The sequence below is a fragment of the Ventrimonas faecis genome, assembly GCF_040096075.1.
Classification (GTDB): domain Bacteria; phylum Bacillota; class Clostridia; order Lachnospirales; family Lachnospiraceae; genus Brotaphodocola; species Brotaphodocola faecis.
In genome coordinates this window covers 1-13,865 of record NZ_JBBMFJ010000009.1, presented here as the reverse complement: position 1 = coordinate 13,865, position 13,865 = coordinate 1, and the positions used below count along the sequence as shown (strand labels likewise).

The 13,865-nt window shown below is 47.9% G+C and carries 16 protein-coding genes and 5 pseudogenes; 19 read left to right on the top strand and 2 right to left on the bottom strand.

Features of this window, described 5'->3' with window-relative positions:
- Window positions 1-111: 111 nt before the first annotated feature.
- The 9 genes and pseudogenes from WMO41_RS05910 to WMO41_RS05870 all read left to right on the top strand — a co-directional run.
- A complete protein-coding gene (locus WMO41_RS05910) occupies window positions 112-702 on the top strand; it encodes a TIGR01440 family protein (RefSeq protein WP_349228962.1) in 591 nt (196 codons plus the stop codon).
- A 129-nt stretch (window positions 703-831) separates the two neighbouring features.
- Window positions 832-1,707: an energy-coupling factor transporter ATPase gene (locus tag WMO41_RS05905; protein ID WP_349228961.1), complete on the top strand. Its 876-nt coding sequence runs from the start codon at window positions 832-834 to the stop codon at window positions 1,705-1,707.
- Window positions 1,708-1,718: 11 nt separating this feature from the next.
- Window positions 1,719-2,579, top strand: coding sequence for an energy-coupling factor transporter ATPase (locus WMO41_RS05900; protein ID WP_349228960.1), 861 nt, complete (start codon window positions 1,719-1,721; stop codon window positions 2,577-2,579).
- The gene (locus WMO41_RS05895; RefSeq protein ID WP_349228959.1) at window positions 2,576-3,370 is read left to right on the top strand and encodes an energy-coupling factor transporter transmembrane component T family protein; all 795 of its coding nucleotides are present in this window, start codon (window positions 2,576-2,578) and stop codon (window positions 3,368-3,370) included. The genes WMO41_RS05900 and WMO41_RS05895 overlap by 4 nt, the downstream gene beginning before the upstream one ends.
- Window positions 3,371-3,550: 180 nt before the next feature.
- Window positions 3,551-4,285 (top strand): annotated as a pseudogene (gene truA / locus WMO41_RS16060) (tRNA pseudouridine(38-40) synthase TruA); the annotation flags it as partial.
- A 666-nt stretch (window positions 4,286-4,951) separates the two neighbouring features.
- Window positions 4,952-5,386 carry a 50S ribosomal protein L13 gene (gene rplM, locus WMO41_RS05885; protein ID WP_118533980.1) on the top strand — a complete coding sequence of 145 codons (435 nt, stop codon included), beginning with the start codon at window positions 4,952-4,954 and terminating at the stop codon, window positions 5,384-5,386.
- Between the two features lie 27 nt (window positions 5,387-5,413).
- Window positions 5,414-5,806, top strand: a complete 393-nt coding sequence (gene rpsI, locus WMO41_RS05880; protein WP_177303693.1) for a 30S ribosomal protein S9 — start codon at window positions 5,414-5,416, stop codon at window positions 5,804-5,806.
- Between the two features lie 472 nt (window positions 5,807-6,278).
- Window positions 6,279-6,461: pseudogene (locus WMO41_RS15995) on the top strand (VirD4-like conjugal transfer protein, CD1115 family); the annotation flags it as partial.
- Window positions 6,455-6,730, top strand: a pseudogene (locus tag WMO41_RS05870) (recombinase family protein); the annotation flags it as partial. The pseudogenes WMO41_RS15995 and WMO41_RS05870, both read left to right, overlap by 7 nt.
- 261 nt (window positions 6,731-6,991) lie before the next feature.
- Here WMO41_RS05870 and WMO41_RS05865 read toward each other — a convergent pair.
- Both WMO41_RS05865 and WMO41_RS05860 read right to left on the bottom strand, forming a co-directional pair.
- Window positions 6,992-7,279: pseudogene (locus tag WMO41_RS05865) on the bottom strand (type II toxin-antitoxin system YafQ family toxin).
- On the bottom strand, window positions 7,276-7,551 hold the full coding sequence (locus tag WMO41_RS05860) for a type II toxin-antitoxin system RelB/DinJ family antitoxin (protein ID WP_349228957.1): 276 nt from the start codon (window positions 7,549-7,551) through the stop codon (window positions 7,276-7,278). The pseudogene WMO41_RS05865 and the gene WMO41_RS05860 overlap by 4 nt, the downstream one beginning before the upstream one ends.
- Before the next feature lie 104 nt (window positions 7,552-7,655).
- Between WMO41_RS05860 and WMO41_RS05855 the strand changes: the two genes are divergently transcribed.
- The 10 genes and pseudogenes from WMO41_RS05855 to WMO41_RS05810 all read left to right on the top strand — a co-directional run bounded on the left by WMO41_RS05855 (window position 7,656) and on the right by WMO41_RS05810 (window position 13,716).
- Window positions 7,656-8,405, top strand: a complete 750-nt coding sequence (locus WMO41_RS05855; RefSeq protein WP_349228956.1) for an ATP-binding protein — start codon at window positions 7,656-7,658, stop codon at window positions 8,403-8,405.
- A 288-nt stretch (window positions 8,406-8,693) separates the two neighbouring features.
- On the top strand, window positions 8,694-9,263 hold the full coding sequence (locus WMO41_RS05850; protein ID WP_435435853.1) for a VirB6/TrbL-like conjugal transfer protein, CD1112 family: 570 nt from the start codon (window positions 8,694-8,696) through the stop codon (window positions 9,261-9,263).
- Window positions 9,260-9,427 carry a hypothetical protein gene (locus tag WMO41_RS05845; protein WP_349228955.1) on the top strand — a complete coding sequence of 56 codons (168 nt, stop codon included), beginning with the start codon at window positions 9,260-9,262 and terminating at the stop codon, window positions 9,425-9,427. The genes WMO41_RS05850 and WMO41_RS05845 overlap by 4 nt, the downstream gene beginning before the upstream one ends.
- 208 nt (window positions 9,428-9,635) lie before the next feature.
- Window positions 9,636-10,019 carry a VOC family protein gene (locus tag WMO41_RS05840; RefSeq protein WP_349228954.1) on the top strand — a complete coding sequence of 128 codons (384 nt, stop codon included), beginning with the start codon at window positions 9,636-9,638 and terminating at the stop codon, window positions 10,017-10,019.
- 47 nt (window positions 10,020-10,066) lie between these two features.
- Window positions 10,067-10,519 (top strand): VOC family protein, encoded by a 453-nt coding sequence (locus WMO41_RS05835; protein WP_349228953.1) that lies wholly within the window; start codon window positions 10,067-10,069, stop codon window positions 10,517-10,519.
- Window positions 10,520-10,553: 34 nt separating this feature from the next.
- Window positions 10,554-11,030: a DUF1897 domain-containing protein gene (locus WMO41_RS05830; RefSeq protein WP_349228952.1), complete on the top strand. Its 477-nt coding sequence runs from the start codon at window positions 10,554-10,556 to the stop codon at window positions 11,028-11,030.
- 35 nt (window positions 11,031-11,065) lie between these two features.
- The gene (locus WMO41_RS05825) at window positions 11,066-11,275 is read left to right on the top strand and encodes a hypothetical protein (RefSeq protein WP_349228951.1); all 210 of its coding nucleotides are present in this window, start codon (window positions 11,066-11,068) and stop codon (window positions 11,273-11,275) included.
- An 86-nt stretch (window positions 11,276-11,361) separates the two neighbouring features.
- Window positions 11,362-11,949, top strand: coding sequence for an acyltransferase (locus WMO41_RS05820; RefSeq protein ID WP_349228950.1), 588 nt, complete (start codon window positions 11,362-11,364; stop codon window positions 11,947-11,949).
- A gap of 106 nt (window positions 11,950-12,055) precedes the next feature.
- Window positions 12,056-12,943 (top strand): annotated as a pseudogene (locus WMO41_RS05815) (DNA topoisomerase); the annotation flags it as partial.
- Between the two features lie 74 nt (window positions 12,944-13,017).
- Window positions 13,018-13,716: an LPD16 domain-containing protein gene (locus tag WMO41_RS05810; RefSeq protein ID WP_349228949.1), complete on the top strand. Its 699-nt coding sequence runs from the start codon at window positions 13,018-13,020 to the stop codon at window positions 13,714-13,716.
- Window positions 13,717-13,865 lie beyond the last annotated feature (149 nt).

The following is a 13,865-nucleotide window of genomic DNA, read 5'->3' as shown; positions in this document are numbered from 1 at the left end:
GGGACTGTCTCGGCAGTCTCCTTTTTTCTGCCATCTTTTTTCTTTTGCTTTTGGGAAAGAAGGCGTATAATGAAAGGCAGAATTTTAAGGAAAGAATGGAGGAGACAGAATATGGGGAACGGATTATCAGATAGAAAAGCGGACAAACAGGAGCTCATGGAAATTACGAAAGAAGCGTATGAGGCAGCATCCCAGCTTCTGGCAGCGGCGCATCCGAAGAAAGGCAGTGTCTTTGTGGTGGGCTGTTCTACCAGCGAGGTGGCCGGAGAACGGATCGGAAGCTTTTCCAGTCCGGAGCTTGGCCAGGCATTGTTTGATGGCATTTACCAGGCAGCAAAGGAGGCGGAGGTCTACCTGGCAGCCCAGTGCTGCGAGCATTTAAACCGGGCGCTGATCCTGGAAGAGGAAGCGGCAGAGCGTTATGGCTACGAGCAGGTGAATGTAGTTCCGCAGCCAAAGGCAGGCGGTTCCTTTGCAACGGCGGCATATCACAGTATGGAACATCCGGTGGCAGTGGAACATATCCGGGCATCAGTCGGCATGGACATTGGAGATACCCTTATCGGCATGCATTTAAAGGAAGTGGCGGTGCCGGTGCGCATTGAGCGGCGCCAGATCGGGGCAGCCCGGGTGATCTGCGCCAGAACGAGACTGAAGTTCACCGGCGGGGCAAGAGCCGTGTACGATGAGCGTCTATTATAGGAAGAATTGCATCTATCGCAGACCAATGTGGATAACAGATTGATTTTTTCTTGACGCTGTGTATAATTTCGCTTAAAATGAAAAAACGACAACGCATACAGCTGTACACAGGAAAGGAAGCATTTGTTTATGGGTATCATAAAAGCTTCAAAGTTAATATACGACTATATCCGGCGGGATGAGGATGACCATGTGGAAGAAGTCAAGCGCGCCATTGATGATCTGACCCTGGATATCAAACAGGGGGATTTTGTGGCTATTCTGGGGCACAACGGTTCCGGAAAGTCCACCTTTGCCAAACAGATAAATGGCATTCTGCTTCCTACAGATGGAACAGTCTGGATTTCCGGTATGAATACTGCGGATGATGCCCATATCTGGGATATCCGCAAGACTGCCGGTATGGTGTTCCAGAACCCGGATAACCAGATCATCGGCAACATTGTGGAAGAAGATGTAGGATTTGGACCGGAGAATCTTGGTGTGCCAACGGACGAGATCTGGAAGCGGGTGGACCAGAGCCTGGAGGCGGTTGGCATGACTGCGTACCGCTTAAAGTCTCCCAACAAGCTGTCCGGCGGACAGAAACAGAGAGTGGCCATTGCCGGTGTCATGGCTATGCGTCCGCAGTGCATCATTCTGGATGAGCCAACGGCCATGCTGGATCCGAATGGCCGCAAGGAGGTCATTGCTACCCTGCATGAGCTGAACCGCCAGGAGAAGATCACAGTTCTTCTCATTACCCATTACATGGAAGAAGTCATTGACGCAGACCGTGTCATTGTCATGGATGACGGAAAGCTGGTGATGGATGGAACTCCGCGGGAAATTTTTTCCCGGGTAAAGGAACTCAAAGAGTACCGCCTGGATGTACCGCAGGTGACAGAGCTTGCCTACGAGTTAAAGCAGGCAGGTCTGGATCTTCCGGATGGAATTCTTACGATGGATGAGCTGATGGATAAGCTTCTCCCGATGTTTCGGGAAGAATTTCCAGAGGTAAAATAAAGGAGGAAGCTATGTCGATCAGGGCAGAGCATTTGAATCATATTTATGGCGAAGGAACAGCCTTTGAGCAGTATGCCTTAAAGGATGTCAGCTTCGAGATTGAAGATGGACAGTTTATCGGACTGATCGGTCATACCGGTTCCGGAAAGTCTACGCTGATCCAGCATCTGAATGGTCTGCTGCGGGCCAGCAGCGGAGCCATCTATTATAATGGAGAAAACATTTATCAGGACGGCTACGATATGAAAGCCCTGCGCAGCAAGGTGGGACTGGTGTTCCAGTATCCGGAGCATCAGCTGTTTGAGGTGGACGTATTTTCCGATGTCTGCTTTGGACCGAAGAACCAGGGACTTTCCAAAGAAGAGGTGGAAGAGCGGGCCAGGGAGGCCCTCACCCAGGTAGGACTGGATGAAAAACTGTGGCAGCAGTCTCCCTTTGAGCTGTCCGGCGGCCAGAAACGGCGTGTAGCCATTGCCGGTGTCCTGGCCATGCACCCGGAGGTGCTGATCCTGGATGAGCCGACTGCCGGCCTGGACCCGAAGGGGCGTGATGAGATTCTGGACGAGATCTCCGCGCTGCACCGGGACCGTCACATGACCATCATTCTGGTGTCCCACAGCATGGAGGACATTGCCCGCTACGCGGACCGGATTATGGTGATGAACCACGGTGAAAAGATGTTTGACGCACCGCCGAAGGAAGTGTTCCGCCATTACAAAGAGCTGGAGGCCATTGGGCTGGCTGCCCCGCAGATTACTTATATTGTGCATGGCTTAAAGGAGCATGGCGTGCCGATCGCAGACGATATTACCACAGTGGCAGAGGCCAGGGACGCAATCCTGCAGCTGCTCGGGAAGGATAAGAAATCATGATTCGCGATATTACATTAGGACAATATTATCCGGTGGATTCCGTGCTGCACCGCATGGATCCGCGGACGAAGCTGTTTGGAACGCTGGTGTTCATCGTTTCTCTGTTTTTTGCAAACAGCATTGCCTGCTACGTGGCGGCAACCCTGTTTCTCATCACGGCCATCCGCATGTCCAGGGTGCCATTTTCCTTCATGGTACGGGGCTTAAAGGCAATCGTATTCCTGCTTTTGATCAGTGTCAGCTTTAACCTGTTTCTGACGCCGGGCACACCGGTGGTTCAGTTTGGAATCTTCAAGATTACCCAGGAAGGTATCCGCACGGCTGGATTTATGGCGCTGCGCCTGATTTATCTGGTGATCGGTTCCTCGGTTATGACCCTGACCACCACGCCAAACGAACTGACCGATGGCCTGGAAAAGAGCCTGGGATTCTTAAATAAGGTGGGCGTGCCAGTACATGAGGTTTCCATGATGATGTCCATCGCCCTGCGGTTCATCCCGATCCTGGTGGAAGAGACCGATAAGATCATGAAGGCGCAGATGGCAAGAGGTGCCGATTTTGAGAGCGGAAACCTGATCCAGAAGGCCAAGAGCATGGTTCCGCTTCTGGTGCCGCTGTTTATCTCCGCGTTCCGCCGCGCAACGGACCTGGCTATGGCTATGGAGGCGCGCTGTTATCACGGAGGCGAGGGAAGAACCAAGATGAAACCGCTGAAATACGCAAAGCGCGATCATATGGGCTATCTGGTGTATGTGATCTATCTGGTGATCGTGATCCTGCTTCGCGCGTAGTATTGATAAGATGTAACTGTGAGGGTACTGAACAGTTACGATAAGATAACAATGAGAATGTGATTGCTTCCCGGAATTTTGTGCCGGGAAGCAATTTTTGACTTTTTTGCATCTGGCGGAGTGTCTGGCGATGTGATAGAAATACGCTGTCGGGCATTCGCTTCAGGAGGATAGAAATTCATGAAACGAGTAAGAATGGTGGTATCTTATGATGGGACCGCCTACCGTGGCTGGCAGCTTCAGCCAAACGGCATTACCATAGAGGAAGTGCTGAACCGGGAACTGACTGCCCTTTTAAAAGAACCGATTTCCGTGATCGGCGCAAGCCGTACGGATTCCGGCGTACATGCCCGGGGAAATATTGCAGTTTTTGATACGGAAAACCGCATGCCGGCCGACAAAATCTGTTTTGCGTTAAATCAGCGCCTGCCGGAGGATATCCGGGTGCAGCGTTCGGAAGAAGTACCGGCGGACTGGCATCCCAGAAAGGCGAACTGTACCAAGACCTATGAATATAAAGTACTGAACCGCAAAATTTCCATGCCATTGGAGCGTTTGTATGCCCATTTCTGTTATTTTAACCTGGATCTGGATAAAATGAGAGAAGCGGCAGCTTATCTGGTGGGTGAGCATGATTTTAAGAGCTTCTGTACCGTGCGGACTCAGGCAGAGGAGACGGTGCGTACCATCTACAGCCTGGACATTACAAAGCAGGAGGACATGATCACCATCCGCATCAGCGGAAGCGGTTTCCTTTATAATATGGTGCGGATCATTGCGGGCACCCTTCTGGAGGTTGGTATGGGCGCATATCCGCCGGAGCACATGGAAGAAATTCTGGATGCCAGAGACCGCCAGGTAGCAGGACGCACGGCACCAGCCAGAGGCCTGACCCTGGTGAGCATGGAATATCAGAAGGAGCTGCCGGACTGGCATCGCCGGGAGAATCAATACTGGGAGTATGATATTCTGCAGTCCCATATTAAAACCGAAAAGACTGCATATTTTGTGATCACGCGCTGCGCGGATGAGGAACTGGATGGCATTTTAAGGAGAAATATCCACCATGCGTTCCAGAATGGGGCAGAGCGGGTATATGTGACGGATCTGGAGCAGCCAGAACGGCTTAAGGTCGGTGATGTGCATGGCCGGTATGTGTTTGGAGAGCAGATTGAAAACGAAGAAAACTGGTTTGGAGCGGAGGAGCGCGAAAAACTGAAGCAGCTGGAGAACAGCGCAGAAGCAGCAGGTCTGCGCAGGACAGAGACCGGGGAAGCCGGTTCTGAAGCAGCCGGTATTGTTTCAGATTCACAGCCGAAAAAGATTCTCCGGTGGGTAACCGCCCTCCCGCTTGTGGATAATGCTTCCGAAAAATAAAAAATCTGTGGAAAACCCTTCAAAAAGGCGTAAATTCAAGGAAAAAGCGCTTGACACAAAGAATTGCTTATTATATAATATACAACTGTGACGTTAGGTGGAAATGCTTAGGCCAAAGCCCCGGAATAGGCATTTTACTATACATTTCAAAACAATTGCGGTGATGAACCGTTAGGATCAGATAGTTTAACAGGAGGTTAACCAATGAAGAGTTTTATGGCTAGTCCAGCGACGATTGAGAGAAAATGGTATGTAGTAGATGCTGCCGGATGTACTTTAGGACGTTTGGCTTCAGAAGTAGCAAAAGTATTAAGAGGAAAGAATAAACCGATCTACACCCCGCACATCGACTGCGGCGATTATGTGATCGTTGTAAATGCAGATCAGATCAAAGTAACCGGTAAGAAGTTAGATCAGAAGATCTACTATCATCATTCCGATTACGTAGGTGGTATGAAAGAGACCACTCTGCGTGAGATGATGGCTAAGAAGCCGGAGCGCGTTATCGAGCTGGCTGTTAAGGGTATGCTTCCGAAGGGACCTTTAGGAAGAAGCATGATGACCAAGCTTCATGTATATGCAGGACCGGATCATGAGCAGGCAGCTCAGAAGCCGGAAGCTCTGGAAATCAAATTCTAAGGAAAGGTACTGAAAGGAGGAAGTTATATCATGGCAAACAAATATTACGGAACAGGTAGAAGAAAAAAATCTATCGCAAGAGTATATCTGGTACCGGGTACCGGTAAAATCACCATCAACAAGAGAGACATCGACGAGTATCTTGGTCTTGAGACCTTAAAGGTAGTTGTTCGTCAGCCGTTAGTAGCAACCGAGACTGTTGACAAGTTCGACGTTCTGGTTAACGTTCGCGGCGGCGGCTTCACCGGCCAGGCTGGTGCAATCCGTCACGGTATCTCCAGAGCACTGCTTCAGGCAGACGCTGAGTTCAGACCGGTTCTGAAGAAAGCAGGCTTCCTGACCAGAGATCCGCGTATGAAAGAGAGAAAGAAATACGGTCTCAAAGCAGCACGTCGTGCTCCGCAGTTCAGCAAGCGATAATCTACAGCTTAAAAATGCTAAAAAAGCCCGGAAATACGCCATTTTCTGGGCTTTTTCTATGCCCAAAATTCTGTCTGGCCTGTTCGGTTTTGATGGAATTTGAACGGAAATTTATGGGTTTATAGTGGTCAAATTACTGGTGGACAAGCCCATTTTGACCTCTTATGGGTTAAATTACTGGTGGACAATAGGAGCAAATGAAGTCCAATTTTGCCATCGACTGACGAACACATACTTGACTGATTTACATAGAGCCTTGGCTCATTCTTTGAAAACGAGAATGGGTCGAGGCTCTATTTTTTTCGCCCGAAATCCGGCGAGACAAATTTGAGTAGGAGGTAACAGGTATGACGGATTTCAATCAGAAGACCCATGACACTGATCTGGGCAGTCATGGCGGACAGTCAAGGCAGATGATGGAGGTGTTTGAGAACTAGGAGTTTGGTTCGATCCGCGTGTTGCAGGAGGCAGGCAAGCGTGGAGAATTACCGAGGGAGCAGATATGTCTGAAAAGCTCCTCGGCTTTCTTTCTGCCCTGGGTGCAGCCTTTTCCAATCCGATGCCAAGTTTGCATCCGATGGATTTGCTGATTGGCGTGTGCTTCGGAGCAGGTCTTCGGTTTGCCGTGTACCTGAAAGGCAAAAATGCCAATCAAACTCCATCCAGAACCAAAAGAAATATCTTGAAGAATATGCCCGTCAGCATGGGCTGAGAAATATCCGGCACTTCTATGATGGCGGCTATTCCAGCACGAACTTTAATCGACCCGGCTTTGCCGCACTGCTGGAAGAAGTTGGAGCCGGACGAGTGGAGACCCTTGTGGTAAAGGATCTCAGTCGTTTTGGTAGAAATTATCTGCAAGTTGGCTACTACACAGAAATCCTTTTCCCGAAAAAGGGCGTTCGGTTCATAGCCATGAAGGATATTCGCTATTGGGTCAGCAAAGTCCTCACGCCGGAGCGGTCCGAGGTCGAAAAGAAGCCCGAACCGAAGCACTCCGTCACGGAGAAGATGAAGTTTCTGCAAGAGTAGAGCAACCATCAGCCGGAGCAGAAAACCCCGCAACAGAAAAAACAGAATATGGAACTGTAAGGCACTTGCCGTTTTCGACTTTGAAGATAGCAGGTGCTTTTTCATTTCTGCGAAAAGAAAAATGCACCCGGCGTTTGTACCGAGTGCATTTTCTTACTTTCCAAATAAATCGCTGTGCGTTCCTGTTCGGGATAATGTCAAGACGAGCAAATCATTCTCAATCCGATAGACCAAAAGCCAATCCGGCTGAATGTGGCACTCACGATGCCCGACCCAGTTTCCAGTTAAAGCGTGGTCTTTATTCTTTTCTGGAAGTTATTCGCTGCTTGCCAGTTTGCGAATGATGTCGTCCAGAAGGTCAATATCAAGATGACGTTTCATCGCCAGCTTGTAGTCCTTCTTAAATTGATTTGTCCAAACAATGTCTAAATGTTTACTCATTCTTTCAACGCCCTCAATGCTTCCTCTACATCAGAGTAGCGTTTTACAGACGGATCACGGGCAATGCGTTCTGCTTCCAGCATTGCTGCCATCGTTTCCTTGTTCGGCTGCTCCATGCGAACATCAAAAGGAAAACCGCCGACACGGAGCGACTGGCGAAGAAACACATTGATAGCGGTAGTAAGGTTGATACCTAATTCACCATACATTGCTTCGCACTGTTTCTTAATTTCGCTGTCCATACGGACACTGAAATTAGTTGTGGTAGCCATGAATGTCAACTCCTTTCCTTGCTATTGCACTTATATTATATGCGATTTGCATTGCACAGTCAATCTATTAGACGGAAAATTCACAGAAAAGTCAACAATTATTTTTGGGAGAGGTAAAGGATATCCATGCTGAACTGGCAGACTATATCCGCTTGGGTGGCTTCCCTGCAACACACCTGCGAGAGTATTCACAGGATGAGGTTTATACGATTGTCCGGGATATCTATAATTCCACGATTTTCTCAGATATCGTAAAGAGAAACCAGATTCGTAAGATCGACCAGCTGGAGCGGATGGTTCGGTACACATTTGCGAATGTGGGAAATTCATTCTCGGCAAAGTCAATTTCGGATTATCTGAAATCAGAGCATCGTTCTATCGACAATGAAACGGTGTACAGCTATCTGGAAAAACTGGAGAAAGCATATCTCCTTCATCGTTGTTCTCGCTATGACCTGCGTGGACAGGAGATTCTGAAAACGCAGGAGAAGTTTTATCTTGCCGATACTGCTTTGCGTTACAGTGTGCTGGGCTATACACCGGACAGCGTCGCTTTCAGTCTGAAAAATGTGGTGTATCTGGAGCTTTGCAGACGAGGCTATACCGTGACGATTGGGAAGACACCGGACGGTGAGGTCGATTTTGTGGCGCAGAAGCAAAATGATCGGTTGTACGTGCAGGTCACACAGGAGATTAAATCCGAGAAGACAGAAAAGCGTGAATATGAACGACTGCTGGAAATCCGGGATAACTATCCAAAGTATGTTTTGAGAACCGATGAATTTGCCGGAGGCAATTATCAGGGAATCAAGAGTATGCACATTGCAGATTTTCTATTGAGCACTGAATATTAACGATGAGGGCGGCGGTGAGCCGCCCTTTTTACATAGCCAGGTTTCTGATTGAAATTGGAGACCTGGCTATTTTCTGCGCTCTCCGGCAGGTGCACATGTTGGAAGTATGACGCAGAACCGCAGTTTAGAATCGCACCGGCTGAGAGGCCGGACAAATTACAGGAGGACAAATCTATGGCGTTTCTTACTACAACTGCATCGGCACTGTCTCTTTTCTCACAGCTGTTCATGCTTCTGTCCTGGATGGCGAAGCTGTTCGGCGTGTTTGCGTAAGGAAGGAGGCGGCTCATGCAGAGTATCCTTGAACAGATCACAGATTGGCTCAAGAGCATGATCATCAGCGGTATCATGGGAAATCTTTCAGGGATGTTCGATTCGGTCAACCAACAGGTTGGACAGATCGCAGGCGATGTGGGAACCACACCTGCGAACTTTTCACCTGCGGTCTTTTCTATGATCCGCAACATCTCGGAATCCGTGATCCTGCCCATTGCCGGAATAGTGCTGACATTCATCGCCTGTTATGAGCTGATCCAGATGCTCATCGAGCATAACAATCTGGCAAATTTCGAGACCTGGACATTTTTCAAATGGGTCTTTAAGACCTTTCTGTCAGTGACCCTGATCTCGAACACATTCAATATCACGATGGCTGTCTTTGATGTAGCGCAGCAAGTGATCTCCAGAAGCGGCGGTCTGATTTCCGGCAGTACGTCCGTCAGCGAGGCGACCCTGACAGCGATGCAGGCCACACTGGAAGGCATGGACTTGGGACCGCTGCTGGGACTGTATTTGCAGACCTTTGTGGTTCAGGTCACGATGCTGGCGATGTCGGCGGCTATCTCTATATCAAGATGAGGGGCATAAAGCCTGCATCCAAGAAAAAACAGCCGGACCCGGATGCGGATTATCACGATGACGATGAAGATGCGCTCCAGCTGCCGGAGGATGATGGTGACGAGGATGAAGAAGTGGATGTCAATGAGGATTACGAAGCAGAATCGGACGATGAACCTGTCTGATTAAGGCAGAGTTGACCTATGGGGGCGGCTGAGAAGCCGTCCCTTTTACATAGCTAAATGGTTTGTGGATGAACTATTTTGAGCTATGAAACTATGGAATCCGTAGGCGATATCTGATAAAATAGAGAGTAAGAGCAGTGATACAAATCCGAATTGACCGAGCCGAAGGTGGAATGTTGAATAAAGTAGGAAGTTTGGGAGAAGCAAAATGAAAATTGAGCATGCAGCCATATATGTGAATGATTTGGAAAAGGCAAAATATTTTTTTCAGACTTATCTTGGTGCAAAATCAAATGAAGGTTATTACAATCCGAAAACAGAGTTTCGTTCCTATTTTTTGTCATTTGATGATGGAGCAAGATTGGAAATTATGAATAAGCCTGGAATGGATGATGGGGAAAAGAGTCTGAATCGAACAGGATATGCGCATCTTGCATTTAACGTTGGCAGTAAAGAACAGGTTGATGCGCTTACAGCTCGTCTGAAATTGGATGGGTATGAAGTCATCAGTGGCCCGAGAACAACGGGGGATGGGTATTATGAGAGCTGTATTATTGGAATAGAGGGAAATCAGATAGAAATTACGGTGTAGACAACTCCCAGTTTGATGAAATAAAGAAATTATTGGAGAGGGAAAATATGGTTGGAAGAATTTATCACGTTGGATTAACCGTTTCTGATTTGGATCGCTCAATTGCTTTCTACAGAGATATTCTTGGACTTGAATTTCAGGGCGAAATCTTTATGGAAGGCGAAGAGACAGATAAAATGTTCCGTAAGGAAAATTGTAAAGCAAGGGTTGCATATTTGAATGGTTCGAAGGCTCTTGAAGCGCCACCGGTTGAATTGATTCAGTTCGTAGACAGCAAGATCCATAAAGAACGATCAGACTTGTTTACGACATCTATCTCAGAAGTATGCTTTTACACGGATGACATTGATTCTGTCTACAAAACCCTTATCGCAAATCATGTGGAGTGCTTGTCTGAACCGCAGTATTTCGATTTCAGGGCAGATGGATTTGGGGAAAGCAGAGCGTTTTATTTCAGAGACCCGGATGGAATCATTCTTGAGATGATGCAACCGTTATAAAAGGACACTAAATCTGGATTTGTGGAGGTATGGAATGGCAGGAACACAAGAAAAAACACAATTGCTGCTGAGAATTGCACATCGACTGAACGAGGCTCATGTCGAATGGGCCTTGGGTGCATCCATGCTGCTGTATTTCAAAGGAATCACCTCTGAGTTCCATGACATTGATTTAATGGTCGCTGACCGTGATGCGGAATGTGTCCGTACGATTTTATCGGAAATGGGTGAAAGTTGTCCATCTGATTCAATTCCAAACCCTATGTACCGGACAAAAACCTTTATGGAGTTCCTGATTGATTCTGTCGAGGTCGATGTGATGGCTGGTTTTGCAATCGTGAAGGATGGAAAGGTTTATGATTGCGCTCTACGCAAAGAACAAATCGTGGAGAAAATGCCGCTGGGAGAAGAAGTTGTTCCGCTGCAATCACCGTTGTTGTGGTGTAAATACTATCGGCTGATGGGAAGAACAGAAAAAGCTGAGATGATTGAGAAGGCAATAGAAAGATAACAATTCCAGTTTAACGAACAGGAGATGATGATCGCATGAAAATCCTACATGAACTTTCTTGGTTATGGGAAACGCTGGGCATTGCACTTGTGGCTGCGGCTGTTTGCACGGCTTGCGCTGCGCTGATCTGCAAGGCAGCGAAGAAGAAACTCAGCAAAAAGGTGTTGGCAATCATAGGGGCTGCGGCATTTGTGGGCGCGATTCTGGCGGTCATTCTGATTGCCCGAACGCCGATGCCGCTTTGATAGGGCGGAGCGTTTGCAGGAAGCGTATACGTTTGGGAAAAGAATTTACTAAACAAATCGGAATTTGAAGAAGTGGGCGAGAGTACATGAAAAAATATATTCAGACTATTGGAAAAGTAATTCGCAGCATACCAGCATGGATAACTGTTCTGCTGTTTGGCAGAATTTTTTATGATAAAAAATATCTAAATACAAGTTGGTTTTCAACTCCATTTAGTGAGGGGTGGATGTGGGCATATCGTGACATCTGGCATAGAATTATTTATGGCAAAAATATAGGTATTAAATGGCCTTGCTCTCCCGACATAGAATGTGGAAAGAATGTTATATTTGAACCTGAAGATTTACCAAACTTTATTAATTTTGGAAATCACTTTCAGACATATGACGCAAAAATCGTGCTTGGTCAAGGAACCTATATTGCAAAAAATGTCGGTATTATCACATCCAATCATGATTTTCAAAACCTCGCTGAACATCAGAAAGGGAAGGATGTGATTATTGGCAAGCATTGCTGGATTGCTATGAACAGCGTTATTTTACCAGGCGTTATTTTAGGAGACCATACCATTGTTGGCGCAGGAGCCGTTGTAACGCATAGCTTCCCAGATGGATATTGTATAATAGGAGGTAATCCCGCAAGGATAATCAAAACCTTAGACATATCGGAATAAGCCAAAATTCCAGTTTGCAGACCTAAAACAGAATACAGTTCCTTACATAGCAGTCATGTGCTTCGGTGCCTGGCTGCTAATTTTTTTGCGAAAGGAGCAGTATCAAATGAAGCTTGTATTAGCGGAAAAGCCCTCGGTTGCCATGAGCCTCTCGAAGGTGATTGAGGCAAATCAGCGCGGGGATGGTTATATGGAGGGCAATGGCTACCTTGTCAGCTGGTGTGTAGGGCATCTGGTGGAACTTTCCCAGCCGGAAGCCTATGATGAAAAGTATGCCAAGTGGAGGTATGATGATCTTCCGATTTTGCCGGAACATTGGCAGTATCAGGTGTCCGCCAGCACGAAAAAGCAGTTTGGAATCCTGAGAAAACTCATGCGGCGGAAAGATGTGGAGAGCCTGATCTGTGCAACCGACGCAGGGCGCGAGGGAGAACTGATTTTCCGACTGGTTTACCATCAGTGCGGCTGCAAAAAGCCGGTGGAACGACTTTGGATTTCCTCGATGGAGGACAATGCTATCCGGGAAGGCTTTCAGAAGCTCAGACCGGAATATGATGCCTTATATGAGGCGGCTTTATGCCGGGAGCGTGCCGACTGGATTGTCGGAATCAACGCCACCCGGCTTTTTTCATGTCTGTATGGGCAGACCCTGAATGTAGGGCGCGTGATGACACCAACGCTTGCGATGGTGGTCATGCGGGATGCAGCAATCCGGGCGTTCAAGCCGGAGCCGTTCTACTCGGCAGAATTGAAATTTCGGGATTTTCAAGCGGGCGGTGATCGGATGAAAGAAAAAGCAGAAGCAGAAAAACTGGTGGCAGAGTGCTGTCAGGCGGGGAGTGCCATCATTACCAAGGTGGAGCAGAAAGAAAAATCAGAGAAGGCCCCGGCCTTGTTTGATCTGACATCGCTTCAGAGAGAAGCAAACCGGCAGCTGGGATTCACTGCCCAGCAGACCCTTACCCATTGCTATTCCAAGAAGTCTGGACGTTACTATGACACAACCGTTCATGTAGAGACAGGAGAGGACGGCGCAGCAGCATTTAAGCTGGAGTTTGGAGGTAAAAAATGAGCATGAAAATGATGAATGCAGCTTATCTGGTGGATAATGTCGCTCTGCTTTCCTTGCAGGAAAAGCAGGACGGCGTGGAGTTCCATTGCTTTGATATGGACAGCAAGGTACAGATTGCCGAGGGACACATGGGGTGGGATGTGTTGGATAAACAGCCGTTTTCTACTCTGGAAGAAAGCGCGAGGATGGCAGCACTCCAGAAGATTCCCCAGCTTGCAGGTCTTACCGTTGCGCCGGTAGCTCCGGAGATGCTGGAGCAGGTACGCGGCGGCAGAAAGGTTCTTTGGCAGATGAAAAAGGCTGATCCTGAGCTGGAGAATGCTAAAAATATCCGGTTTATCACCAGCAGCTACGAAGATCGGTTCAAAATTCCGGATGGCAGTGCGGTGGAGATCGAGTATCCGAATCGGAAGTTTTCGGCCCGCTGTGAGTATATGGACGAATATCATCTGCGCCTTGGGTATGATGTCCTGCACATCTGTCAGCTGGCAGAAATGCTGGAACGCGGCGGTGGCACATGCCGCCCAGAGCCGCTGATTACGGAAGAACGCAGCGCATGGGATTTGGGAAGCAAGGGCGTTCTTGCCATTCAGACCTGTGAGGACGGTTACGACTACACCTTATATCATAAGGACCTATCTTCCTGCACTGCTTCTTTTTTTGCACATATCAAACCACAAGCACCCTGTGTGTAAAATAATGTACATTGCATCTGTCATTCTATGGGTGGACGATATATAATAATATCAAAGCGAATGATGGGAAAGTGTAACTGTTCAGTACCCTCACAGTTACGGGCAAAAATCCATTGAAAATTGCCTTCGGCAATGGGATTTTTGCCTGC

Coding starts and splice junctions, on each gene's coding strand:
- WMO41_RS05910 (WP_349228962.1), top strand. CDS start 112: ATGGGGAACGGATTATCAGATAGAAAAGCGGACAAACAGGAGCTCATG.
- WMO41_RS05905 (WP_349228961.1), top strand. CDS start 832: ATGGGTATCATAAAAGCTTCAAAGTTAATATACGACTATATCCGGCGG.
- WMO41_RS05900 (WP_349228960.1), top strand. CDS start 1,719: ATGTCGATCAGGGCAGAGCATTTGAATCATATTTATGGCGAAGGAACA.
- WMO41_RS05895 (WP_349228959.1), top strand. CDS start 2,576: ATGATTCGCGATATTACATTAGGACAATATTATCCGGTGGATTCCGTG.
- rplM (WP_118533980.1), top strand. CDS start 4,952: ATGAAGAGTTTTATGGCTAGTCCAGCGACGATTGAGAGAAAATGGTAT.
- WMO41_RS05860 (WP_349228957.1), bottom strand. CDS start 7,551: ATGGCTACCACAACTAATTTCAGTGTCCGTATGGACAGCGAAATTAAG.
- WMO41_RS05850 (WP_435435853.1), top strand. CDS start 8,694: ATGCAGAGTATCCTTGAACAGATCACAGATTGGCTCAAGAGCATGATC.
- WMO41_RS05845 (WP_349228955.1), top strand. CDS start 9,260: ATGAGGGGCATAAAGCCTGCATCCAAGAAAAAACAGCCGGACCCGGAT.
- WMO41_RS05840 (WP_349228954.1), top strand. CDS start 9,636: ATGAAAATTGAGCATGCAGCCATATATGTGAATGATTTGGAAAAGGCA.
- WMO41_RS05835 (WP_349228953.1), top strand. CDS start 10,067: ATGGTTGGAAGAATTTATCACGTTGGATTAACCGTTTCTGATTTGGAT.
- WMO41_RS05830 (WP_349228952.1), top strand. CDS start 10,554: ATGGCAGGAACACAAGAAAAAACACAATTGCTGCTGAGAATTGCACAT.
- WMO41_RS05825 (WP_349228951.1), top strand. CDS start 11,066: ATGAAAATCCTACATGAACTTTCTTGGTTATGGGAAACGCTGGGCATT.
- WMO41_RS05820 (WP_349228950.1), top strand. CDS start 11,362: ATGAAAAAATATATTCAGACTATTGGAAAAGTAATTCGCAGCATACCA.
- WMO41_RS05810 (WP_349228949.1), top strand. CDS start 13,018: ATGAGCATGAAAATGATGAATGCAGCTTATCTGGTGGATAATGTCGCT.